We start from the raw sequence: 22,837 nt of genomic DNA, 5'->3' as shown, positions 1-22,837 counted from the left end.
ACACACTCGGGATGACATGCCCAACGGACGCCGGAGCGGAACTCACAGCGTGCGGCGGCACTCGAGTAGAATCAGTCGAGCCCTGTTTCCGATGCACACTAGATTTGTGGAGGACGCTCGATCATCAGGCCATGTCCAGAGAGCAAACGGAGCGAGTACTCCGAGTACCAATCGATGTCCCTGAATGCTTCAGACATCGAACCACTACACCCAACTGCGGCAAACTGGCGAATCTTTTCCACGCCGGGACTGGATGGAGCCTGTGGGGTTCCATCAGGTGATTGCCGGCACAAAGGACCATCGCAGGGAGTTTCGGGATACGATGTTTTTTGCGGCGTTGTCGTCGATAGCGATGAATCCGGCAAATCGGCCTGATCCATCGTCATGGTCGGAAAAGCGTGTTCCAGCCAGTCACCGCAACTTGCATGAGCCGACCGCGACGTCAAAACGCCCACAGAAATCAGCAATAATGCGGTGATGATGGAGATTCGAAACATCGTCGCGAGAAGCGAGCAAGAGGAGAGAACACTCGTAGACTATTGGGATTCTTCCCCCAAGTCAATTGTTTTCGGAAGCCCGGGGGAGGCTTTCCAGCAATGGGCAGCATGGTCCAGCAGGTTTCTACGGAGTAGCCCTGCCGAATGTTCTGCGACGAGAGATTTTCAACAGCTCGTTGATCAAACCCACGTTCTGAGCGGCTTTCACGTAGACGAGCCTCTCCGAGGCTCGAAGGCGTTCGCGTCTCGGAGAGACGCGTCTACGTGGACTTGATTCTGGGCTACCCAGGTGGGGCAAGCAATCTCACTCCTGGATCTCAAAGATCGCTTCGATTTCAACAGCGATGCCGCCGGGCAACGCGTTGGTTCCCAGGGCGCTTCGAGCCGCCACACCTGCGTCTTCGCCGAACACGTCGCGGAACAGTTCGCTGCATCCATTGATCACGGCCGGTTGTTGGTCGAAACCGTCTGTGCAACGCACCAATCCGAGCAACTTGACCAACCGCTTGACCTTGTCCAGGCTGCCCAGGTGACTTTGCAGAGTGGCAAGCATCCCCAAACCGGTCAGACGCGCCGCGTCATAGCCTGCTTCCACATCCATGTCCAACCCCAAGCGTCCGGTCACCAGCGTTTTCTTGTGATCCAGTGGACCATGCCCCGACAGGTACGCCATGTTTCCGACGACCACGATCGGTTTGTAAACGCCGACGGGTTTGGGGGCTGGCGGCAATTCGATTCCTAGTTCGTTCAGTTTGGCTTCGGCACTCATCCTATCACTCGCTCTTGGGTTGGTTGTAAACAGTTTGGGGGTCGACCAAGCGGTCTTCGGTAACGGTCAATGAACGGTCGGGCTCGACGCGTCGAAAAAAACAGCTTTCGTAGCCCTCGTGGCACGCGGCTCCCTGTTGCTCGACCAGCAGCAGAATTGTATCGCGATCACAATCGACGCGGATCTCCTGAACCACTTGCTGATGGCCGCTGGTCTCACCTTTTCGCCAAAGTTGGCCGCGACTACGACTGAAATAAACGGCGTGACCGCTGGCCAATGTCTCTGCAAAGGCGACTTCGTTCATCCAGGCCACCATCAGCACACGTCCGGTCCGGAAATCTTGGGCGATTGCCGGCAACAGTCCATTGGACGATTTGGCGAAGTCGGGACCTTGGCTCGCCGGCTCGATGCTTTCGCCGTCAGCCGCATCGGTTTCGTTTTCTGGGTTTGAGTCCATGGTGTCTCTATCGGGAGCGGGCGACGAAGGATCGCCCTCTCGATGGCCGATTCCAGTGTTGCTCAACACAATTACTGTTCAATGAAAAGGGATTATAGGCCCAATCTGTCCAAACGGAACGACAGGTAAATCTCTCTGATTCGTCGCCGAAGAAAACCTCGTAATGCGTGGAGCATTGAAGTCTTGAACGGGGAAACGCCGAAGAAAAACAGGAGCACTTTCAGTGCAAGCTCATTTACAACGCTGTCGTTTGTTCCTCCCAAACGCTGCTCTTCGCAGTGCCCCAAAGGCTGCTCTTCGCAGTGTCCCAAAGGCTGCTCTTCGCAGTGTCCCAAAGGCTGCTCTTCGCAGGGAATGATCAAATGTCCGACCCCAAGCTATCGGTTGTATTGCCCGTTCGCGATCGTCAACATGATATCGCAGAGCGAGTCGAGCGGGTCTTGGAGGCACTGATCACCTTGACCCGCGAACCGGCCGAAGTGGTCGTGGTGGACGACGGCAGCAGAGACGCGACACCGGAGGTCCTCGACGATCTGAGTGCCCGCTATCCTCAAGTGCGTATTATCCGACACGGTCGCCCACGAGGAATGGAAGCCGCCGGGCAAACGGGGCTGGAATGTTCAACAGGCGAGCTGGTCTTCATCCAAGAATCCAATACGGCAGTGCGGATCGAAGACATGCGTCGATTGCTGAGAATGGCCGAAGACGATTCCGTCGTTGCGGCTCGCGCGGAAAGCACACCAAAGTCTCTGTCGCCAGAGTTGGTGCGTCGCCTCAGAGCCTGGGGAACGGATGCCGATCAACGAATCGATTCGCCCGTCGACCTTGGCGAATCGTCGAGTCTGCAAATGCTGCGACGACCCCATCTGCAAAAGCTGGCCGGGAACCAAGCCGACCGAATGCGATTGCAGGGCGAGACGATGCACACCACGTCGGTTCAAAAACGCTAATGCAAGAATCTTGAGCTGCGCCGTGATACCAGCACGAAGTGCAGCCCAATAGCGGGCAGGAATTCTGGCGAATCCCATTATGGGTACGGCGACCGCCCAATCACTGGCCGAACGCGTCCGCTCCGAATTCTGCTGGAACGGCATCGCCTGCATCGAATCCACCACCGTCAAATCCTCCCGCTCCGATACCTCCTGGCCCGAATCCACCAGGCCCCATACCGCCTGGGCCTCCTGGCATCATTTGACCGACCATCCCGGAGACCATGTTGAAGACCGGATTGAACGCTTGGTCGAATTCCGACTGAGAACTCGCAGCCAACAAGGAATCAAGCGGCCCGCCGACCATGCCCAACATCATGCGGGCATTCATCATTTGTTGCTTGCCCTCTGGGGAACCAATTTTCTGAAGCCCTTCTCGCGCCTTTTGCATCTGCTCATCCCACTCCTTGGCCATGTCATCGGGCACCCACCGGTTGTCAACCTTGACCAGTCCCCTGGTTTCGACATCGCCGTCTGGTCGGGTGACTTCCACGACCGCCGATTGTGCGTCGGAAGATACGACTCGCATCTTCGGAACACCCGCTGTTGAGTCACCTGATGGGTCTTCCATCAGTTTGGACAACGCTCTGAAGGAACTTGCAAGATTTCTTCCATCGGATTGCAAGAAACCTTCCACGCTAAAACGCTGCATCTTGCCATGGCTGGTCAGGGAGCTATTACCGACTGCTTGAATGGCGTCAGCCGCGGCGTCCCAAATTTCCAGCGACTTGGGGTCCTGGGGCAGAAACGCGCCGACGTTCTCGTTGCCCAAGATGAACTGCTTCTTTTCACTCAGCACACGCCCAAGTTTCTTGACGATATCTCCGACGCCGTTCCAAAGCATCGGATCGACGTTCTTGGCCAACATTTGAGTGTTTTGGTTGATGTCATTTTGATACTTTTTGGGCAACGAATCCCACAGCGTCACTAGGTCCGATTCCTCCATGGCCCGTGTCAGAATCTCAACGGTCTCTTCGGCGGTCGGGTTCGCGCCGAACTTGGATTTGCCAAGCGGCGCTGATGTGTTGTTCATTGCGGGTGAGACTGCCGCGCGACGCGTTGCGGCGGGCTGATCGGCCGCAGGGCTTGCTGCCGCTGCGGCTTTCATTTTGCCGTACAGTTCGCGGGCCTGCGTTTGACTACGTTGATCGAGCTTGTCAAAGGGCACAAAGATCTTTGAGCCGTCCTCTTTCTGCAACGCGACCGTGCCGTCCTGGGCTCCGAGAAACTTCGCTTCCAGCTTGAATTTGCCCGTCGCATCGGTCCAAGTTTCGGCGACGGTCGCGGTGGACCAGCCGAGCGTGGCGGACAAAACGACGGCAGACAACAGGGTTTTCTTGCTTGATCGCATGATCTGTACCTCAACGATGACGAATGAACGGCCCCTATTGTGGCCACAAAAGGATCCCGTCTGGGCGCGGCAAAGCCGTTTTTGTGTCACTTTTTTCACGTGGCCCAAAGGACAACGAGTCCTCGCCCATGGCCCTTGCATCTGATGCTCTATGGCCTGTGCTCTATGGCCTTGAGTTGCAGAGGGAGGTTGGCTGAGTGACAATGGTCCTCCCTCCTGCTCCTCCAGCGGGCTGTTGATTGAGTGCGTTACGGATTTCTCGTGAGCCGATGGCGCTAGCCACGGGCTTTGAAGAGTTGCATTTTCACCATAAGGCCCGCGGCTAGCGCCGTCGGCTCACCCAATCAACAGCCCGCCAGCCTCTTGCCCCCGCCATTGAGTTCAGACTCTTGAATAACAAGCCCCACGCACGGCGATGCGCGATCTTCGTCGCGTTGTCGCTCTCCATCATCAACGGCGTCGTCAACGCACAGGATTCCGATCCCTCTTTTCACACGCTGGTGCTCAGCGAACAATTCCACAGTGAAGGCGCCGCGGTAGCCGACCTGGACGGCGATGGACATAACGACATCGTCTCGGGGCCGTTTTGGTATCGCGGGCCGGATTTCCGAAACCGAACGCCATATGCTGCGGTCAAGGATTACTCGATCAAGCAATACTCGGATCACTTCTTCAGTTTCATCGACGATTTCAATGACGATGGTCGCGTGGACATTCTGTCGATCCCGATCCCAGGTGGGGCCGCGGTTTGGTACGAGAACCCTGGCGGCGACTCGACTGGCAGCAGTCACCCATGGCGTTCGCATCCGGTTTTGTCCACCGTAGATAATGAGTCCCCCACGTTCGCCGACATCAACGGAGACGGACGAAAGGAACTGGTTTGTATCCACCAAGGCAACTTCGGCTATGCCGTGCACGACCGCGAACAGCCTGGCGCTCCGTGGAACTTCAAACCGATTTCGACGGATCGACAGTACGGTCGATTCACACACGGACTGGGCGTCGGAGATGTCGATGGCGACGGTCGAATGGACTTGTTGGAGACCAACGGCTGGTGGCAGCAACCCGCTGATGGCGGCACACCCTTTGTCTTTCACGCCAACAAGTTCGCCGAATCAGGCGGCTCGCAGATGTACGCCTACGACATCGACGGCGATGGAGACAATGATGTGGTTTCGGTTGCCAATGCGCACGCGTTCGGGCTGAATTGGTTCGAGCGACGCGGAAAGGGTGATGACTATCTGTTCGTCAAACATCTCATCACCGGCGATCAGCCAAGCCAAAATCCCTACGGCTTGGCTCCCACTCAAATGCACGCGGTTGCGCTGGCTGACATGGACGGCGACGGAGTGCTGGACATCGTGACCGGCAAACGATTCTTTGCTCACGGCGGCGGCGATCCGGGCGCGTTTCAACTGCCGTTGTTGATGTGGTGGCAAACCCGACGAACGGGCAACGGCGTGGAGTTCGTTCCGCATGTGATTCACCAACGTAGCGGGGTGGGTACGCAAGTCACGATTGCAGACGTGGACGGCAATGGGTTTCCCGATGTCGTCGTGGGCAACAAGTTGGGCACGTTTGTGAGTCTGAATTCGGGACAGAACCTCGCGTCGCACGCGTTACCACAAATCAACCAGCCCTATTCGTTGGTTGGGACCGATGAATTTGCCAAACATGTGCGAGAAACCGATCCGCTGACAGCAGAAGACGAACAGAAAACGTTCACCTTGCCCGACGGATTCGAAGCCCAATTGGTGGCGTGCGAGCCGGAGATTGCCAAGCCATTGAACATGGCCTTTGACGCGAGAGGACGCTTGTGGGTGACCAGCAGCACCGAGTATCCGTACCCTGCGCCAGATGATCGCCCGGGACAAGACACGATCAAGATCCTGGAGGACACCGATGGAGACGGTCGAGCCGACAAGTTCACGACCTTTGCCGATGGCCTGAACATTCCGATCGGTTTGTATCCCTACCAAGACGGTGTGATCTGTTTCAGCATTCCCAACGTCCTGTTCCTGCGTGACACCGACGGTGACTCTGTCGCGGACACTCGCGAAGTGTTGTACGGACCGATGGACACGACCCGTGATACCCACGGAATGTGCAACGCGTTCACGCGAGGACTCGACGGTTGGCTGTACGCGTGTCACGGCTTCAACAATCAGTCCACCGTCGCGGGTCGCGATGGGCATCAGATCACGATGCGTTCGGGCAACACGTTTCGCATGCGACTGGACGGATCACGGATCGAACACTTCACGCACGGACAAGTCAACCCGTTTGGGATGGCGCAATCGATCAACGGCGACCTGTTCACGGCCGATTGCCATACCAAACCGATCACCTTGTTGATGCAAGGCGGCTACAGCGAGAGCTTCGGTGCGCCACATGATGGACTCGGATTTGTGCCTCCCGTGATGAATCACTTGCACGGCTCAACGGCGATCGGCGGCATTGCACTCTATCAATCGCCACAGTTCCCGCCGACGTTTTACAACAGTGCGTTCGGTGGCAATGTGATGACAGGACGGGTCAACCGCAACTCGTTGCAGTACGTCGGCTCCAGTGTCGTGGCGAGAGAAGAACCTGATTTTGTGATCTCGTCGGATCCTTGGTTTCGACCTGTCGATTTGCAAGTCGGTCCCGACGGAGCACTGTACGTCGCCGATTTCTACAATCGGATCATCGGCCACTACGAAGTCCCGCTGACACACCCGGGACGCGATCGACATCGTGGACGTATTTGGCGGATCGTGTACACCGGCAATGGCGACCGACGCGACGTGCCGGAGGATTTCACCCGCACGACAGCAATCACATCGGTCGCTGCCACCACGGTGGAACAAACGCTGGACTTGCTGAAAAGCGAGAATCCGACCGTGCGAAATTCTGCGGCAGATCACTTGGTCGATGACTTGGGCGATGCAATCAAGCAGCCCGCGGCAAAACGTCTTGCGGTGGCCACCGATCCGATGGAAGTCGTCCATCTGGCGTGGGTGCTGTTTCGATTGGACGCACTGACTGACGAACAGCTTGGACGGTTGATTCAGTCCGACGAAGCACTGATTCGCAACCACGCTTTCAGAATACTGGGTGCGTCATCAGAACCTCCGGGCGGACATGTCGACCTGTTGACCGCAGGGCTGGTCGATAACGATCCGTTGGTCCGACGCAGTGCAGCCATGGCGTCGGCACAGCATCGTGATTCCGCGTTGATGGAACCCCTGTTGAAATCACTGCATGCAGTGAACCCGTCCGACGTGCATCTACGACACGCGATTCGGATGGCATTGCGAGATCATCTCTCCGATCGCGATTGGTTTGCACAGTTGGCAAGCAAGATTTCACAAAACACGGATGACAAATCACGACAACGCGACGTGTCTGCTGTTTGTGAGTTGTGCTTGGCACTGAAAACGGATCATGCCGGTGAGTTCTTGGCAGGCCACCTGGCGACGCTCAGCGACTTGCCACGCGAGCGACTTTCGCTGTACCTGTCGTTCGCTGCGCAGTACGCATCGACGCAACATTTGACTTCGATTGCCCAACTGTCACGCGATCGGTTCGCTGGCGATCAAGCGTATCAAGAAGAGTTGCTCAACTCGTTGCGTGCGGGAATCATCAAACGGGGCGATGCGATCCCCGATGCAATTCAGTCGTGGGCGTTGGACTTGGCCGCTCGCCACTTGGGTGTCGACTTGTCCGATCCGCAATCGAAACCACGAGTCGATTCCACGCCGATCGCGTGGAGCTACGTTACGCACCCAGCAGGCAATTCAGCTGACAATCCTTGGGCGGTCTCTGAGCGTCGATCGTCCGCAGACGGGCAATCTGGCAGCGTTTTGTACAGCAGTTTTCCGAAAGGCGAGCAGCGCACCGGGATCTACCGAAGTGGACGATTTACTCTGCCGGACAGTTTTTCGTTTTACATGGCCGGTCACGATGGATTTCCAAGCAAACCGCTGCAGCAATTGAACTTTGTCCGCCTGATCGACGCGGGGACCAACGCGGTTCTACAGCAATGGAGTCCTCCGCGAAACGACACGGCGCAACGAATCGACTGGCAAACGGGTCAGCACGCCGGAAAAGATGTCGTGATCGAGTTGGTGGATGGTGACACAGCGACTGCCTACGCATGGTTGGCCGTCGGGCGGTTTTCCGTTGACGGATTGAACCCCAGCCAAGTGCTCAGCAACTGGCGACGCGGTGCGGCGTTGGCTTGCGACTTTCAGTTGACCGAGCTTACCCCCGCACTCGCCACTCTGTTGTCTCATCCGGCATTGGATGCGGAGACCGCGACGGAGATTGCAAACGCCTTGATTGCCGATCATCCCACGGCCGTCCGCAGCACTTTGGCGCAGTCGTTTGTCGTCACGGGAATTACTGACGAATTGCGATCCAAGCTGGTCCAACAACTGTTAGCCAATGATGGAATCGATCAAGCGACGGAGTTGGTCTCTCAAGTGATGGCGATCGCGAGTTCGGCTCAGCAAAAACGTTTGGCAGGGAGCCTAGCCTCCGATCGGCCGGGCGCCAGCGTCTTGATCCGTTGCATCGAGTTGGGGCGTGGTTCTCCGTCGATGCTTGCCGATGCCGCGATCGCAGGAAAACTGTCTGCGGTGATCGATGAGCAGCAAAGTCAGCGAGTCGCATTTTTGACGGCGACCTTGCCCGCAGTGGACCCGGCGGTTGCAAGTCAAATCGACGGTCGTCGCGCTTCGTTGCTCGCGGGGCTCGGTTCGGCGGAAACGGGCAAGAAACTGTTTGACCAACATTGTGGCGTCTGTCACCAGGTTGCCGGCCAAGGACATGCGGTGGGTCCGAATTTGGACGGCATCGGCAACCGTGGCTTGGAGCGACTGGCAGAAGACGTGTTGATGCCCAATCAAAACGTCGATGTGGCCTTTCGGGCGTCGCTGGTGCTGACCGATGACGGCAAGGTGTACAACGGGATCGTGAAACGAACCGAGGGGACTCAATTGGTTTTGGTCGACAGCACGGGCAAGGAGGTTTCCATCGCCGTCGATACGATCGAAAAACAAAAGGCAACGACGTTGTCGCCGATGCCCGCAAACTTTGCCGAGACGCTCAGCGAGCAACAGTGCAAAGATCTGTTCGCTTATCTGATGTCGCTGAGTCGCTGAGGCAGAACATGTGGGACAGGCTTTTATCCTGCCGTTCTATAATTGACAGGTTGCAAACCTGTCCCAGGTTGAAAGAGCGAAGCCTGTTGTGCGTCCCTTGAGAAAGGTTCAGCAAGCTTCTCAGAACTCGCCGTCTTCGCCGCGTGGGTCGCCACACCATCGATTGAGCGACTGGATCACTTCGTCACGTCCTGCGCGATTGGTCCAGACGGAGTCATCGACGTCCAAACGCACTTCATAGTCACCCTCGTGCATGCAGTCTTCTTCGCCACAGAAGTGCGGGACATCGGCAACCCACACGATTCGGTACAGCGGAATGTGCTTGTCGTCGATCAAGATCAGGGGAGTGTCCATCAGCCAGCTCCTTGTCCTTTGTGGGAGGAGAGAGAATCCAATTGTTGACTTCGTTTCATGGATGCTTCCACTGCGGCGATCATTGCGCTGCGAAGGCCTTTGTTTTCCAGGGCTTGGAGCCCCGCGATGGTGGTGCCGCCGGGGCTGGCCACGGCGTCTTTGAGCTCACCGGGATGACGACCGGTCTCTTGAACCATCTTAGCCGTCCCAAGAACGGTCTGCGATGCGAGCTGCATCGCCAAGTGACGCGGCAAGCCAGCCAAGACACCACCGTCGGCCATCGCTTCGATCACCAAACAGATGTACGCGGGTCCAGAACCGCTCAAGCCGGTGACCGCGTCCATCTGTGAATCGTTGACTTCCACCGCCAGTCCGACCGCCGATAAAGCCGCACTGATCCACTGCTTGTCCTCATCGCCGACATCGTTGCCGCAACAATACGCACAGGCACCCTGCCCGACCAAGCAGGGGGTGTTGGGCATGACGCGGACGACACGTTGATGGCCGAACCAATCAGCCAGCTTGCTTAGATTGACTCCGGCGGCAATCGAAATAACGAGTTTGCCGCTCCACATTCCATCCTTTTGAGACGCAACAACGGGAACGACATTCGGTTTGACCGCGATCAGCACGATCTGGCTGTCAGCCGCCGGATCGGTTGAATCGACGACCAAATCGATGTCCCCGTGCTGGGTTTGCCACCAAAGTCGACTTTCGGCACTGGGTTCGACGACACAGATCTCCGCTGGCGATAGGACGTTCGCCGCGACCATGCCGCCCACCAAGGCACGCCCCATTTGGCCCCCACCGATGACGGTCAACCTCTTTTTGCTCATCAAATCTTCTTCTTTCATTGCTTTGACGCGGTCAGCAGGCTCTCACTCGCCCCGCAAGTGCTCGGGAAAGCCGGTTTTGGCAGCCGACAACGGGTTTTGCCAGCCGACAACGGGCGGATGTCAATTGACCCACGATCTTGACACACGTAAATTGATCGGTTTTTCCGACCGAACAAACTAGCCCCAAATCCGTGGAGCCGCCAGGATGCATTTTGAATGGAGCACGGCCACCACGCCACAATCCTCTGGAGAATTCAGCGTGCAAGAAGCGATCACCAAGGCTGATACGCTGATCGAAGCGATGGGGTGGATCCGGCGTTTTCGTGGCAAAACCACCGTCATCAAGCTCGGCGGTAGCGTTTTGGATGACGACGACGCTTTGCTGCACATCCTGCTCGACGTGATCTTCATGGAAACCGTCGGAATGAAACCGGTGGTGATTCATGGCGGCGGCAAGGCGATCAACCGGGCGTTGGCCGAAGCGAACATCGAGCCCAAATTCATTCAAGGTCGTCGATTCACGGATGACGCGACTCTGAAAATCGTCCGACGTGTGCTGGCCGGTGAGTTGAACGCTTTCTTGACGGAGGAAATCGAGCGACTCGGCGGTCGGGCGATGAACCTCTCATTCGATACCACCAACGTCTTGTTCGGCGAAAAACTGACGCTACCCAGCGGCGAAGACCTCGGCGCCGTCGGCAGCGTCACGCGAGTGGACCGCAGTGTCATCGAAGGTCTGCTGTACACCGACCAAGTCCCCGTGATCCCCAGCATGTGTGTCGGACCGGATGACGAATATTACAACGTCAACGCGGACACCGCCGCGATGGCCGTTGCTCAAGCGTTGGGCGCCGAGAAACTCGTGTTCCTCTCCGATGTCAACGGCGTACGACGAGACAAAGACGATCCCTCAACGATCATTCACTCGCTCAACGAGCATCAAGCTCGTGACTTGATCGATCAAGGTGTCATCGCCTCCGGAATGATCCCCAAGGTCGAAGCCTGCTTGGAGACACTTGGTCGCGGCGTCGGTAAAGTTCACATCATCGACGGCCGCTTGCGACACTCTCTGTTGCTGGAAATATTCACGTCGCAAGGCGTCGGCACGGAAATCTACAAGGCGCCGCCCGAGTGAGTGTCTCAGCAAGTCGAATCAAGAAAACTTGCCGAAGAAAAAACTTGCAGAAGAATTCGACGGGCGGGCGAACCTTCTCTATTGAACCGTGACTAAGACTCTTTCCTTGGTGCGGTCGCATCCATCACCGCCCATTTCGTTTCGTTGACATTCCGCTCACCGCATTCCAATTCATCGTTCGCATGACCGATTCAACCCCGACACCTCAAGGCCTGCAGTACAGCGACGCTGGCGGTCGCCGCTGGGTCGACGCGACGGTCGGTCGGATTTGTGCACTGGGACTCGGGCAAGTCGCCATCACCAACGCGATGGTCGATGCCGCCGCTGCTGCCGTGCCACTCTCAGACGCCGACTCGACCGAATTCGCAGCGGTGCTGGTGGACGCCATGCACGGCTGGGGACATGATCAATGGAGCCAAGCGTATTGTCTCGCATCGTCCGATGACGCGCTCGAATTGGCAATTCGCATCGCCCGAACACGTAAGCCAACTGGCGGTCACAAGATCGTTTCACTGGTCGGCAGTGATCACGGACGTACCGCTGCGTGCTTGACCGCCAGCGGACAACCCGAGTTGCATGAAGGCTACGGGCCGATGGTCGCCGGATTTGCCCATGTCGCACCCAACGATGTTGACGCCCTACACAACGCTGTCGACGGGCAAACCGCAGCGATTCTGTTGTCGCCCCTGGATCTGAGCAACGCAGCTTCGCCGCTCAGCGAAGACTACTTGATCGCCGCACGCCAGTTGTGTGACGAACACGATGCGTTGCTGATCATCGATGAAACGAAGTTGTGTTTTGGTGCTTCGGGCCAATGCCTGACCGTCTCCAGTCTCGCGGAGCTGGCGCCCGACGTCGCCGTGATCGCCGCCGGGCTTTTCACAGGGCTGCCCGGCGCCATCGTACTGGGTAACGATCGAATGAGATCGGAACAAGTAGCGATAGTACCCGAGTGCCGATCCAGCCTGATTCAAACGGCCGCAGTTGCCACGCTGGCAACGATGCGACAGCTGGAACTGCCGAACTCGGCGGTCGATGCCCACCGAGAACTGGCCGTGGCGTTGGCCAAGCGAATCAGCGGATTCGATTTTTTGCGTGACATTCACCACTGCGGTGCAACCATCGGGATCGACACCGATTTGCCCGCAGAACAAATCATTCAAGCCGCCACGAAGACCGGGCTATGCCTTGGCGTCTGTGGACAGACCGCAGTGCTGATGCAATTGCCACTGATCATGGAACCTTCGGATCAGCAAGAGTTATTAGATCGAATCGGCGAAACCATGGAAATCGTCGAACGAGAAACCGCCCAATTGACCACCGCATCTGACTGAGAAAACAGCATGCAACACTTATTGTCACTCTTTGACATCGACCCATCCGAGCTTCGTCAAATCTTGCAAATCGCGTCGGTGCTGAAATCCAAATTGGATGCAGGCGACCGACCGTCCGTGCTGGGCAACCGTGTGATCGCGCTCTTGTTCGAAAAACCAAGCCTGCGAACGCGCGTCAGTTTTCAAACCGGCATGGGCCAACTGGGCGGCACCAGTCTGTTTCTCGGCGAAGACGTGGGTTGGGGAAAACGAGAGTCGATTGCCGATTTCACCAAAGTCCTCGGACAGTTCGTCGACGCGGTGGTGTGTCGAGCGAAAGCACACACGCGAGTCGAGGAACTGGCAGAGTTCAACGCGTTGCCGGTGATCAACGGACTGACCGATGTTTGTCATCCCTGCCAAGCCTTGGCGGACGTGCTGACCATCCAACAATCGCTGGGAACCTATGAACGAAAGCACTTGGTGTTCGTCGGCGACGGAAACAACGTCGCGCACTCGCTGGCTCTGATCTGCGCCATGCTCGACATGCGATTCACGCTCTCCTGCCCCGAGGGTTACGAGATGGACGACGCATGGGTCAACATGGTCGATGCCGCGTATCCAGACGCCGAAATCAACATCGTGCGTGACCCCGCCGCCGCCGTCGCGGACGCCGATGCCATCTACACCGACGTCTGGACCAGCATGGGCCAAGAAGCCGAAACGGCAAAGCGAAAACAGGCCTTCGCGGACTTTCAAGTCAACGACGCATTGATGAAAGCCGCCCCACGCCACGCCCGCGTCCTACACTGCTTGCCCGCCGTCCGCGGTGAAGAAATCACTGACAGCGTGATCGACAGCGAGCAAAGTGACGTGATCATCCAAGCCGGCAATCGGATGCACGCACAAAAGGGTCTCTTGGTCTGGTTGCTCAATCGTGATTGGGCAATGAAGAACCTGGAGTAACAGCTCGCCCATCTTTCTTTCCCCTTCCCAAACGAACCTTCACACTATGCGTCCGTCCGACCAACTGCGCCCCATCGATATCCAAGTCGGGTATCTCAACAGCAACCCATCCAGCGTCCTGTATCGCTGTGGCGACACCGTCGTCCTATGCTCTGCATCGCTGGAACCGGGTGTTCCCGGATGGCTGGAGGGCAAAGGCAAAGGCTGGGTGACGGCGGAATACGACATGCTGCCCAGCAGCACCAACCCCAGAAAACGTCGAGACCGTAGCGGTAAGCTGGACGGCCGCACGACGGAGATCCAACGCCTGATCGGACGATCGTTGCGGGCCGTCGTGGATTTGAAAGCACTCGGGGAACGCAGCATCGTCGTCGATTGCGACGTTTTGCAAGCCGACGGAGGAACCCGAACCGCGTCCATCACCGGTGGCTTCATCGCCCTGGCCACTTTGATCAAACGAGAGCTGCCCGATTCCTCCATCGGAAACGGACCGCTGCGAGACAGTATCGCAGCGATCAGCGTCGGCGTGATCGATGGCGAAGTCCGCTTGGACTTGGACTACGAGTGGGACGTTGCCGCAGACGTCGACATGAACGTCGTCATGACCGGCAGCGGTCGATTCGTGGAACTGCAAGGCACCGGCGAGGAAGCCACGTTTGACGATGAACAGCTAACCCGTATGATCGCGTTGGCCAAAAAAGGCATCGCCGAGCTGACGCAACGTCAATTGGACTTGGTTTCGTGAACTGAGCGACCACATCGCTACAGCACCTGCACTCCAGCACCTGCACTCGCTCGGCCCTCTCGTTCCCCCTTCTCACACAGGCACACTGCATTGATCGTCGCGATTTCCGGAAAGATCCTTCACGTCAGCGAGACGGCGGTCACGATTGAGTCGTCGCCCTTTGAATACGAAGTCCTGGTGGGAGACTACACGCGACGGCAACTGCAGAGCCAAATCGGTCAATCCACTCGACTGCACACGCTGGACTACATCGACGGCAGCGTTCAAGGCGGCGGCAGGTTGACGCCGCGTTTGGTCGGGTTTCTCACCGAACCGGAACGTCAATTCTTTGACCTGTTCTGCAGCGTGGACGGTGTCGGAGTCAAGAAAGCGCTTCGCGCGATGGTGCGCCCTGTCAACGAGCTGGCGGTGCTGATCGAGCAACAGGATGCCAAAGGCTTGTCCGCTTTACCCGGCATCGGCCCGTCCACCAGCGAACGCATCATCGCCAAGCTACGTCGCAAGATGCCACGATTCGCATTGATGGTCGATCGTGGACAACCCGGTGACGTCGACAGCGGCGTGACCGCCGTCGTCAGCGAAACATTCGACGCACTGATCACGCTCGGACACAGCGAGTCAGACGCCCGGGCATTGATCGACGAAGCCTTGGCGGGCGGCAAGAAATTCAAAGACACCGAATCACTACTGACCGCAATTTACCAACGCGGCAAATGAAACGAGGCGGCCCCGCAGCTGTTGTACAGTCTTCAGCCGCTCAGCACTGCACTCAGCACCACACTCAGATCGTGGCGCGCCCACACGTAGCAGCGTCTCTCGGGATGTGAAAAGAATTGTTGCTGCCCATGACCGTGAAGCGGTATCAGACGGTAGCCGGCGATAGAGCGCAGCGATCATCGCCGGTTCGTTCGGTCTGACGAGAACCGACCCCGTAGGCGGTCGCAGCCCCGATTCCGAGAAGTCTGCGACACCCTGCGGGGTCGATTCAACACGGTTGTCGCATACCACGGGAGCGCCTTCGGCGACCCGCGGCTACCTTCTGCGATCCCTCGCGGGATCCAATTCCGCACTCACGCGATCCTGGGGACACAGCACTTTGCTGTGTCGATCAAACGTATCGCTTGAAGCTGCACATGGAACACGAAAACTTCCCCTGCGTGTGACCGCTTTCAGCTGCGGAAGCAGCGACAGCATAAAGCGTGGGGCGTCAGCCCCACGTCCAACCGACAATCACCCCATCAAGCTGCGGATGCAGCGACAGATACTGCTAAATTCGTAAGATGGGACCCTACATCTCGGGCGGCCAAATCACGAAGCCCACAATCATCTTCCCTACCCACGCGTTCGATCGCATCCAAGCGGTTGGCTGCTTGAAGAAACTTTCTGACCGGAGCGACATAGGCTTCCTCATTGTTGCAGGCAAGTTGATTCGCTCGGATCACACTTTGATATTCTTGCAACACAAGCGTTTCCGTGGCGTCAATGCGCCCACGATCCCGCCCACTCTCAGATCTTCTCATTGCATGCCCGTGGAATGGGAAATTCAAATGCACAAACTCGCGATACTTTCAGAACGCAGGGCCTGTCAATCAGTGCCAGTTCCACCCGAGGTCGCATCCAAGACTGCAACTGCCTACAATGCGAAGTGGTCTCATTGGCAAATTGCTGTGACGCCGGGGAACAATCAGTCAACTGCCAATAAGAGCGGCAGAACTCGAGCGGCAACTGCCCATAAGACGTCAAATAACCAACCGCCAAGTCCTGACTCTCCCTAATTACAAGTTATCGGACAGACCGCAGGCAATGAAATTCCTCGTGATCACTCAATCTGATGGGAAGCGGCGCGTCAGCGAACATGACTGCGTGACGTTCGATGATCTTCACTCCAAACTCGTCGCTTCTGGCGTCGGAGATTATCGCGTATTCTGCGAAATCAGCGATCTGGTTGAATCGCTATCTCTGCGCGTCACGGCACTCGAACGACGAATGGATGAAACCAACGCGTCGAGTTCTGCCAGTAACAATTCAATTGCAACCACCCCGAACAATCGTCAGCGGGATGCGCAACCACAATCGAAAATGATAAAGGTTGAATTGGTCGGCAAAAGTCTGATTCCAGAAAACTATGATCTTGAAATCTACGAAGACCGAATTGAGTTTGAACTCCGCTTCCACAACATTTCCGGTGACAACATCCGGGCCGTAAAGGGTGACTTGGTGTTCTCTGATCTCTTCGACGCGGAAATATTTCGCATTGGCATCACCATGAACGATCCAATCACGCCCGGGAAATTCGCTACGTGGTCTGGAGGATTTCCGTACAATCAATTCGACCGTGAACACGCTCATTTCGCAGGGTTCAAATCCGAGGACTTGCAGCTTCATCTCGACAATGAAAAGGTCGTTACGTGACCCCAAAATATCCGATAACCATGCGGTGAACGGGAGCCGCCGATGGCGCGGGTTTTGAAATCATAGTTTTTTGCCGCGGCCCCGTTACCGCCGTCGTTCCACTGCGAAGAAGTTGGCGCCCACTATGCGGCTTTCTCTGTACGCTGAAGGCGTGTCACATGCAGTAGATACAAATGCTCGGTAGTCTCGCCGCCGTCTGTTGTGACATAGAGCCAGTGTTTTGTCAGCAGCGCCTTCTCAGGGTGCTTGACGGTTACGTGCGTGCCGTCGCTCATCACGACGGTAAATGAAACGAACGGCTCCGCGGTCAGCATTTTTTTCAGTTCGGCCTGCATAACAGTCTCGATACGAAATTGATCTTGGAACGGCCATCGACTGGCTTCTGATTCGATTATAGCTTGTTTTCCAAGGTCGTCGAACTGCACCGGACAGGCAATCCCCACACTCGATTTGATGCGCCAGAACAATCGCTGCAAAATTGAATCCTGCGGGACGGCTTGATCCGACCGGGGGACACGGATCCTGGGGACAGGATCCTGGGGACACAGCACTTTGCTGTGTCGATCAAACGTGTCGATGGAAGCTGCCCATGGAACATGAAAATTTCCTCTGCGTGTGACCGCTTCTAGCTGCGGAAGCAGCGACAGCATAAAGCGTGGGGCGTCAGCCCCACGTGCAACCGACAATCACCCCATCAAGCTGCGGAGGCAGCGACAGATACTGCTAAATTCGACAGATGGAACTCCACATCTCGGGCGGCCAAATCACGAAGCCCACAACCATCTTCCCTACCCACGCGTTCGATCGCATCCAAGCGGTTGGCTGCTTGAAGAAACCTTCTGACCGGAGCGACATAGGCTTCCTCAGTGTTGCAGGCAAGTTGATTCGCTCGAATCACACTTCGATACTCTTGCAACACAAGCGTTTCCGTGGCGTCAATGCGCCCACGATCCCGCACTCTCAGATCTTGTCATCGCATGCCCTTGGAATCAGAAATCCAGATGCACAAAATGTCAGTGCAGTCAAAACGCAGGGCCTGCCAAGCGGTGTCAGTCCCCGGAGGTCGCATCCGAGACTGCAACTGCTTATCATGCGAGGTGTTTTCATTGGCAAATTGCTGTAAAGCCTTGGCAAAACCAGTCAACTGCCAATAAGTCTGGGAGAAATCGAGAGGCAACCGCCCATTAGGCATTAAATAACCAACCGCCAAGTCCTGACTCCCCTTCAATTACAAGTTACCCGAATGAGACGGACGCGACATCTCAACGATGACGGATGATTCAATCAACTCAGGCACTGATGACAGTGGCGGTAAATCTCTGCGTAACGTAGCGATTGTCGTTCTGTTGCTCATTGCATTTGGCCCACTTCGTTTGCTCGCATTGCCCATCGCGGCTGTCGCAATTCTCGTTGGCATCGCCTACCTGTTTCGTAGCGCACTAAGATTTAATCGTTCCGTAGGTTTAGCTCTCATTACCACGGTCACAGCCAGTCTTTTCGTCTATTTTGCCTTGGTATATCGCGCAGAACTGCGGCACCGGGCACTTCTTGAAAATCTCGACACGTATGCGGATGTTACCGTTCGCCGAAACGTATTCCCGCTCCCATACGTGCATCAACTTTCCGTTGGACGTGGCGTGGCGGATCGCGACTTCGCATCCATACTGCGTCTTGATGGACTCGCTCAGATTACCGATCTCTATCTGGACAATGACATCCTGACTGATGCTTGCCTGCAAGACGCCGCAAAGATTACCAACCTGGGATACATCTTTATCGACTGCGACAACATTAGCGACGATGCTATACTCCAATTCGAGACTCGATTTCCGGATTGCCGTGTCATACCGTACAAACGCAACCTGCATGGTCCGCAAACCGTATTTCTTGGCATGCCTCCAGAAGACGGGTAACCATGTGATTCAACGGAGGACGGGTGGCCCGTTTTCTCGTCTGCCTGTAACTCGTTCGCCCGTTCCCGCTGATCACCGCCGTTACATGGACAAAGTAATGTCTCACCCGCGAATCGAAATAATCGCTTGCATTGCATTGATCTCTGGATGCGCCTCGACGAGCGCCGTCTCCGAACCCGTGATTGATGGGGTGTCGCAACCGAAGTTTTTGACCCAACTGGATGGCGTCGACACGATTCAAATCGAAGAATTGACGATTGCGAATCGTTCGGACGTTCGACGCTTCATCCAACTTTGTCGAAATGCGCGCTGGGTCCCGTTCGTCGCAACCATGCCGAACAAGAGTGATACAATACGGTTTATGTCCGACGGGACTGAGATACACCGACTGCTCTACGCAGGTGGTTGGCTGATCGACACTAGCGGCGATGGCGTTGAGCGATTTGGCACAATTCATGCCAACGACGGAGACTGGATCGACGAGAATGTCGATACTCAGCTGATGCTGCTACGAAACGCACTTTAACGCTAGCAAACGAAAGCCATGTGACCAAGCGATGATACGGAGCGGCAGTGGCCGACATGAGTCGACTATTTAATCAGCCTTGCTCTCGGTGATGGGGTACCGGTTGTTGCCCGCACACCGAAATGACAAGCAGTGTGTTGCTCGTTGCGTGAACGCCATTGCTTGAAACGGCGGGCGGGCGGTTTAAACCACGAAAGGCACGAACTACACGAAAAACATCATGTGTGGGACTTTCGTGTAGTTCGTGCCTTTCGTGGTTCCACCTTTTTCCCAACTCGTATTAGATTGGCTTTGACGCGGAATGTTCGGTATGTTGTTAAGCAAGGTGATTGAGCAATGATCGCTCGATCGCCGCTGCAAAACTGACGAACCATGTGTTGCACGCGAGTGGCGGCAACGTCTATTCATGAAGCAATGTCGTGGGTCGCCACCGCGTGAACACCAACGTTTTACTATTTGAATGAAACTATTCGACATTGAAACGGAAGGTAAGAAGCCGGCTCGTCCGTGGTTTCAGCTTTTCCTTCTGCATGTTGATCGTCGCACTGCTCGAGAGTGGTTTGGCACCGAACCGTTCGTTGAGTTCGTTCAGGGACTTGGTGACGCGGACATTTGGGCCGTTAAGTTCGATTGCGGACTAACAGTCGGATTCGAGTTCCTGCACCTTGAAACAGGTGGATCCATTAGGGCATCCGAACCAAATCCATCGCACGTTCAGAGGCATTTTCAGAACTGGAAATCTAAGCTGGAGCCGTATCCCGCCAGTACTTTCGCCGATTTGGATGCGATGACGATTGACCATTACGCTGAACGTCACCCCGAACTGCTTGAACCTCGCTCTTACCAGCTTTGGCGTCAGGGTGACGACGGTAATGAAATGCCGATCGGCGAACCGACGTCATTGCTCGACGCAAAGTGCTGGCAGACGGAATTAGAGTCGCACAAACACAAGCAGATTTACTGGGTCTCGAAACTGGATAGCACAGGGAAAAAGGGGTAGAACCTTGACAGGCCCCTGGGGACAAAGCACTTTGCTGTGTCGGTCAAACGTGTCGATGGAAGCTGCCCGTGGAAAACGAAAACTTCTTCTGCGTGTGACCGCTTTCAGCTGCGGAGGCAGCGACAGCATAAAGCGTGGGGCGTCAGCCCCACGTCCGACCGGCAATCATCCCATCAAGCTGCGGAAGCAGCGACAGAGACTGCTGAATTCGAATTGCGGTTGGCATTTAGCGATCCATAGAGATGGCAGAACCAAGGCCGCGAGAGGTGTAGCCGAGAGAATCGACCACTTCCGTCGGACAGATACGGCTCTTGTCGTGGTTGTCCACGATTTTTAGCTTGGATGTCAGATGTCAGATATCGTTCTACCGATCGAAAGACACGTGTGGCTGACTGCTTGGTCTCGGAGAACACCAAGAAGTCATCCGCATAGTGCACGAAGCGGTGAGGACGAAGCCCGAAACTTGATTCGGAAAAGTCCGGATCAAAGATCGGAGTGAGAACGAACAGGATGGCTTCTCGATGGACGCCGAGTCCGAGTGACCGGCGAGGGACTCCCAAGAGCACGGGCCTTTCATGTCTTCCGCTCCTTGCTGGTTGCCGGAATGAGGTTTTGTGTGTTTGGGTCGGTTCGAATTCATCGATGGTTCTTCCTTGTCAAGAAACGTTCGGTCCTTCCCGTTGCCGCTGGATTGCGGCAGATCGGTATTATGACCTCTGCTGACTTCTCAGAGCACGAGTCAGGTCACCCTGGTCGTCCCGCCTTTTGGGCAAGCCCTACTCGCGGGTACGCGTCTGAGATCTCCCCGAATACGGGGACGTGAACTTTCGCTGCGCGAGTACGCGATCTACTCAGGAGGTTGTCGGAAACGGGTTTTGCAGTCCTCGGGCCGCTCACCCCAATGACTCCCAGAGCCTCTATCGCGTTTCTATTCGTTACCCCGCAGTTTTGGCGGAATGCTGCCGGTTGCTACGCCGATCGAGCATCGCAGGCTTCCTCCCCACGGTTTGTCGCCTTGTGCGCAGTTGCCGGGCATCTTGGAGACAGCGCCTAGTACTTCATCTTGAAAGATTACATTTGGTATACTGTCCTTCGTTTCAAGTTCCGAGTTCGTACAGGGGACTGGCTTCCCGAAGGAAGCGGCACCCCACAAGTTCACGCCCATGTCGGGCGTACAGATGCACTCAAGTCGCGGAGGCGAGCGTTTTTTCAATGGTGTGTTCTCCGCCGCGACTGGGTGATCTCTGCGTTCGCCGAACATAGCAACCAAATCATGCGAATTAGCCTTCGACTTTTGTTGTCGCTGTGTGTTGTCGCAGCGTTGCTCGTAGCTTGGGCGGGCATAACAAGACAAATGTCAACTTCTATCGCCATGCAAAAAGGGGGCAACGAGCGACGTTGGGAATCATTCGCGGATGAAGGTGGCTATTCTGGCGACAATGTTGGGGGAATCAGCTTCGACGGAAACGGGGACTGCATCATGGCGAACGTGCGAGATCGTCGGGGGTATGAAAAACTGCTGACTAGACGGAGCGTCTGCCAGACTCTGCCTTCCCTAATGATCTACGGGCCCGAGGCTTTTACCAAATTCGATCCACAAACGTTCCCATCGCTCGAGCGAGTTTCGCTCGGTGGAATCACGATTGACGAACCCACCTTGCAAAAGCTTCAGCAAATCGCAAACCTCCGTGAGCTAAGCATCTCCGATTTTTCCCACGACCCTGTGAACTCCCTGCACGTGCTCCGCACATTTGACAATCTCCGATCACTTGCAATTCGGTCAGATCAAATTTCATCTTTGAGCGACTTTCCAGATCTCCCTCAGCTACGATTCCTCACGGTCGACTGTGCCGAACTAACCGAAGAAGCAGTTGAGGAATTCACCAACCGATTTTCGAAATGTGTCGTCTCTATAAATGTTGAGCCCTATCGAATCAAAGAAATCGACAACGGCGAACCAGCGGATGCACGTGAGCCACCGAGCTAAGTTTTTTGAAGTGGTTAATCGCTCGCGGTGGCCACGTGATCCGTATCGTTACCCCAATCAAACTGTGCTGAACTCGTAATGGAACTCCGAACCTTCATCAAGGAGACACTCGTCCAAATTTGCGACGGCGTGAACGATGCTGCTCAAGATGTCAACATTCGCGGCGCAATCATCAACCCCGATGGAACGCAGAGTGACGGAAACACCACGTACGTGAATCCCGGATTCCGCAGGACTGTTCAGAATGTCGAATTCGATGTTGCTTTGACTACAACAGAGGGCAAGGGAACCGAAGGCGGAATCGGAGTAATGGTTGGCACTATTGGTCTCGGTTCCAAGGGCAAATCTGACACATCATCTTCATCGACGTCTCGTGTCAAATTCACTGTTCCGGTGTCGTTGCCGGCTTCCGAACTCGAGTCGAGATGACAGAATGGGGA

19 protein-coding genes are annotated in these 22,837 nt (G+C 55.9%); 12 read left to right on the top strand and 7 right to left on the bottom strand.

The features are described 5' to 3' along the window. Positions 1–98: 98 nt before the first annotated feature. From Pla52nx_RS24225 to hisI, 3 genes are all read right to left on the bottom strand, one after another. A complete protein-coding gene (locus Pla52nx_RS24225) occupies positions 99–497 on the bottom strand; it encodes a hypothetical protein (protein WP_146522864.1) in 399 nt (132 codons plus the stop codon). A gap of 304 nt (positions 498–801) precedes the next feature. Next, positions 802–1,266, bottom strand: a complete 465-nt coding sequence (locus tag Pla52nx_RS24220; RefSeq protein ID WP_146522865.1) for a RidA family protein — start codon at positions 1,264–1,266, stop codon at positions 802–804. A gap of 4 nt (positions 1,267–1,270) precedes the next feature. Next, a complete protein-coding gene (gene hisI, locus Pla52nx_RS24215) occupies positions 1,271–1,723 on the bottom strand; it encodes a phosphoribosyl-AMP cyclohydrolase (protein ID WP_146522866.1) in 453 nt (150 codons plus the stop codon). 362 nt (positions 1,724–2,085) lie between these two features. Between hisI and Pla52nx_RS24210 the strand changes: the two genes are divergently transcribed. Next, the gene (locus tag Pla52nx_RS24210; protein ID WP_146522867.1) at positions 2,086–2,673 is read left to right on the top strand and encodes a glycosyltransferase family 2 protein; all 588 of its coding nucleotides are present in this window, start codon (positions 2,086–2,088) and stop codon (positions 2,671–2,673) included. Positions 2,674–2,773: 100 nt separating this feature from the next. Here the strand turns inward: Pla52nx_RS24210 and Pla52nx_RS24205 are convergent, their stop codons facing one another. After that, positions 2,774–4,063: an SHD1 domain-containing protein gene (locus Pla52nx_RS24205; RefSeq protein WP_197455011.1), complete on the bottom strand. Its 1,290-nt coding sequence runs from the start codon at positions 4,061–4,063 to the stop codon at positions 2,774–2,776. A gap of 389 nt (positions 4,064–4,452) precedes the next feature. On the opposite strand from Pla52nx_RS24205, the gene Pla52nx_RS24200 reads away from it, so the two are divergent. Continuing rightward, positions 4,453–9,210, top strand: coding sequence for a PVC-type heme-binding CxxCH protein (locus Pla52nx_RS24200; RefSeq protein ID WP_146522869.1), 4,758 nt, complete (start codon positions 4,453–4,455; stop codon positions 9,208–9,210). A gap of 120 nt (positions 9,211–9,330) precedes the next feature. Here Pla52nx_RS24200 and Pla52nx_RS24195 read toward each other — a convergent pair whose 3' ends face one another. Beyond that, a complete protein-coding gene (locus Pla52nx_RS24195; RefSeq protein WP_146522870.1) occupies positions 9,331–9,564 on the bottom strand; it encodes a hypothetical protein in 234 nt (77 codons plus the stop codon). Next, entirely contained in the window at positions 9,564–10,400 is an 837-nt protein-coding gene (gene proC / locus Pla52nx_RS24190) for a pyrroline-5-carboxylate reductase (RefSeq protein ID WP_146522871.1), read from the bottom strand. The genes Pla52nx_RS24195 and proC overlap by 1 nt, the downstream gene beginning before the upstream one ends. A 259-nt stretch (positions 10,401–10,659) precedes the next feature. Between proC and argB the strand changes: the two genes are divergently transcribed. The 6 genes from argB (at position 10,660) to Pla52nx_RS24160 (ending at position 16,971) form a co-directional block, all read left to right on the top strand. After that, entirely contained in the window at positions 10,660–11,535 is an 876-nt protein-coding gene (argB, locus tag Pla52nx_RS24185) for an acetylglutamate kinase (RefSeq protein ID WP_146522966.1), read from the top strand. A 182-nt stretch (positions 11,536–11,717) separates the two neighbouring features. Next, positions 11,718–12,869 carry an aminotransferase class III-fold pyridoxal phosphate-dependent enzyme gene (locus tag Pla52nx_RS24180; RefSeq protein ID WP_146522872.1) on the top strand — a complete coding sequence of 384 codons (1,152 nt, stop codon included), beginning with the start codon at positions 11,718–11,720 and terminating at the stop codon, positions 12,867–12,869. Positions 12,870–12,878: 9 nt separating this feature from the next. Then, a complete protein-coding gene (gene argF / locus Pla52nx_RS24175; protein WP_146522873.1) occupies positions 12,879–13,814 on the top strand; it encodes an ornithine carbamoyltransferase in 936 nt (311 codons plus the stop codon). 46 nt (positions 13,815–13,860) lie between these two features. Then, positions 13,861–14,559: a ribonuclease PH gene (gene rph, locus Pla52nx_RS24170; protein WP_146522874.1), complete on the top strand. Its 699-nt coding sequence runs from the start codon at positions 13,861–13,863 to the stop codon at positions 14,557–14,559. A 90-nt stretch (positions 14,560–14,649) separates the two neighbouring features. Next, complete coding sequence (gene ruvA, locus Pla52nx_RS24165; protein ID WP_146522875.1) at positions 14,650–15,276, top strand: Holliday junction branch migration protein RuvA; 627 nt, start codon at positions 14,650–14,652, stop codon at positions 15,274–15,276. Positions 15,277–16,374: 1,098 nt separating this feature from the next. After that, positions 16,375–16,971: a hypothetical protein gene (locus tag Pla52nx_RS24160; RefSeq protein WP_146522876.1), complete on the top strand. Its 597-nt coding sequence runs from the start codon at positions 16,375–16,377 to the stop codon at positions 16,969–16,971. A gap of 122 nt (positions 16,972–17,093) precedes the next feature. On the opposite strand, the gene Pla52nx_RS24155 is transcribed toward Pla52nx_RS24160, so the two are convergent. Continuing rightward, positions 17,094–17,447 (bottom strand): hypothetical protein, encoded by a 354-nt coding sequence (locus tag Pla52nx_RS24155; RefSeq protein WP_146522877.1) that lies wholly within the window; start codon positions 17,445–17,447, stop codon positions 17,094–17,096. 792 nt (positions 17,448–18,239) lie between these two features. Between Pla52nx_RS24155 and Pla52nx_RS24150 the strand changes: the two genes are divergently transcribed. The 4 genes from Pla52nx_RS24150 (at position 18,240) to Pla52nx_RS24135 (ending at position 22,826) form a co-directional block, all read left to right on the top strand. Then, positions 18,240–18,884 carry a hypothetical protein gene (locus tag Pla52nx_RS24150; RefSeq protein WP_146522878.1) on the top strand — a complete coding sequence of 215 codons (645 nt, stop codon included), beginning with the start codon at positions 18,240–18,242 and terminating at the stop codon, positions 18,882–18,884. Between the two features lie 97 nt (positions 18,885–18,981). Further along, positions 18,982–19,410: a hypothetical protein gene (locus Pla52nx_RS24145; protein ID WP_146522879.1), complete on the top strand. Its 429-nt coding sequence runs from the start codon at positions 18,982–18,984 to the stop codon at positions 19,408–19,410. A 460-nt stretch (positions 19,411–19,870) separates the two neighbouring features. Beyond that, a complete protein-coding gene (locus tag Pla52nx_RS24140; protein ID WP_146522880.1) occupies positions 19,871–20,410 on the top strand; it encodes a hypothetical protein in 540 nt (179 codons plus the stop codon). A 2,065-nt stretch (positions 20,411–22,475) separates the two neighbouring features. Further along, on the top strand, positions 22,476–22,826 hold the full coding sequence (locus Pla52nx_RS24135; RefSeq protein ID WP_146522882.1) for a hypothetical protein: 351 nt from the start codon (positions 22,476–22,478) through the stop codon (positions 22,824–22,826). Positions 22,827–22,837: the final 11 nt, after the last annotated feature.

This window comes from Stieleria varia, from assembly GCF_038443385.1.
In the GTDB taxonomy this organism is placed as follows: domain Bacteria; phylum Planctomycetota; class Planctomycetia; order Pirellulales; family Pirellulaceae; genus Stieleria; species Stieleria varia.
This window is presented reverse-complemented; position numbering and strand designations above follow the sequence as displayed.

Excerpts from the sequence above, each read along its gene's own strand:
- Pla52nx_RS24225 (WP_146522864.1), bottom strand. The coding sequence starts at position 497 with ATGTTTCGAATCTCCATCATCACCGCATTATTGCTGATTTCTGTGGGC.
- Pla52nx_RS24220 (WP_146522865.1), bottom strand. The coding sequence starts at position 1,266 with ATGAGTGCCGAAGCCAAACTGAACGAACTAGGAATCGAATTGCCGCCA.
- hisI (WP_146522866.1), bottom strand. The coding sequence starts at position 1,723 with ATGGACTCAAACCCAGAAAACGAAACCGATGCGGCTGACGGCGAAAGC.
- Pla52nx_RS24210 (WP_146522867.1), top strand. The coding sequence starts at position 2,086 with ATGTCCGACCCCAAGCTATCGGTTGTATTGCCCGTTCGCGATCGTCAA.
- Pla52nx_RS24205 (WP_197455011.1), bottom strand. The coding sequence starts at position 4,063 with ATGCGATCAAGCAAGAAAACCCTGTTGTCTGCCGTCGTTTTGTCCGCC.
- Pla52nx_RS24195 (WP_146522870.1), bottom strand. The coding sequence starts at position 9,564 with ATGGACACTCCCCTGATCTTGATCGACGACAAGCACATTCCGCTGTAC.
- proC (WP_146522871.1), bottom strand. The coding sequence starts at position 10,400 with ATGAGCAAAAAGAGGTTGACCGTCATCGGTGGGGGCCAAATGGGGCGT.
- Pla52nx_RS24180 (WP_146522872.1), top strand. The coding sequence starts at position 11,718 with ATGACCGATTCAACCCCGACACCTCAAGGCCTGCAGTACAGCGACGCT.
- argF (WP_146522873.1), top strand. The coding sequence starts at position 12,879 with ATGCAACACTTATTGTCACTCTTTGACATCGACCCATCCGAGCTTCGT.
- rph (WP_146522874.1), top strand. The coding sequence starts at position 13,861 with ATGCGTCCGTCCGACCAACTGCGCCCCATCGATATCCAAGTCGGGTAT.
- Pla52nx_RS24150 (WP_146522878.1), top strand. The coding sequence starts at position 18,240 with ATGACGGATGATTCAATCAACTCAGGCACTGATGACAGTGGCGGTAAA.
- Pla52nx_RS24145 (WP_146522879.1), top strand. The coding sequence starts at position 18,982 with ATGTCTCACCCGCGAATCGAAATAATCGCTTGCATTGCATTGATCTCT.
- Pla52nx_RS24140 (WP_146522880.1), top strand. The coding sequence starts at position 19,871 with ATGAAACTATTCGACATTGAAACGGAAGGTAAGAAGCCGGCTCGTCCG.
- Pla52nx_RS24135 (WP_146522882.1), top strand. The coding sequence starts at position 22,476 with ATGGAACTCCGAACCTTCATCAAGGAGACACTCGTCCAAATTTGCGAC.